The 877-nt window shown below is 68.9% G+C and carries 1 pseudogene; it reads left to right on the top strand.

Annotated elements, in window-relative coordinates:
• A pseudogene (locus VTU_RS25905) lies at positions 1–745 on the top strand (ABC transporter permease); the annotation flags it as partial.
• Positions 746–877: the final 132 nt, after the last annotated feature.

Here is an 877-nt window from a genome sequence, read left to right as displayed (position 1 = left end):
CCTGGCTGGGCTTTGCCGCAGGAATGGCCGCCGGCGCCTTGCTCGCCACGCTCTTCGGCGTGCTGGTGATCTGGCTCAACACCAACCAATACGCCACCGGGCTCGCGCTGAGTCTGTTCGGCGCGGGCTTTTCGGCGTTTGCCGGCACCGGCTACGTGCAGGCCCGGCTGCCCGAGCGGCCGCGCTACGCCATGACCCTGCTCGGTGACGTCCCCCTGCTCGGGCCCGCGCTGTTCCGACAGCACCCGCTGGTCTACCTGAGCATGCTGCTCACGCTGGGGCTGATCTGGTTCCTGTACCGCTCGCGCGCCGGGCTGGTGTTGCGCTGCGTGGGGGAATCGCCCGCGTCCGCGCACACCCTGGGCTACCCCGTGCGCCGCATCCGGCTCGCGGCCGTGGCGGCCGGGGGCGCGCTGTGCGGACTGGCCGGCGCCTACGTCTCCACCGTCTACACCCCCTGTGGGTCGAGGGCCTGGTCGCCGGCCGGGGCTGGATTGCGCTGGCGCTGACCACCTTTGCCACCTGGCGCCCGGCACGGGTGCTGCTCGGCGCGTACCTGTTCGGCGGCGTGACCATGCTGCAGTTTCATCTGCAGGCCAGCGGCGTGCAAGCGGCCAGCCAGCTGCTGAGCATGCTGCCGTATGTGGCCACCATCGTGGTGCTGGCGCTGATCTCGCGCAACCCGGCGTGGATCCGCGCGAACCTGCCCGCGAGCCTCGGAAAACCGTTTTATCCCGGCTCATAATCGCCGGTTTTTCGTGTTTCCATCCTTGATGCTTCCACGTTCCCAAGAAAGAACCCCCCCATGACCGATCTGCAGAAACGCTCCATGCCCAAGTTGGCAGCGCTCTTTGCCGTCGCTGCCGCCACGCTCGCG

Source organism: Verminephrobacter aporrectodeae subsp. tuberculatae At4 (assembly GCF_000193225.1).
Taxonomy (GTDB): Bacteria; Pseudomonadota; Gammaproteobacteria; order Burkholderiales; family Burkholderiaceae_C; genus Acidovorax; species Acidovorax aporrectodeae.
This window is presented reverse-complemented; position numbering and strand designations above follow the sequence as displayed.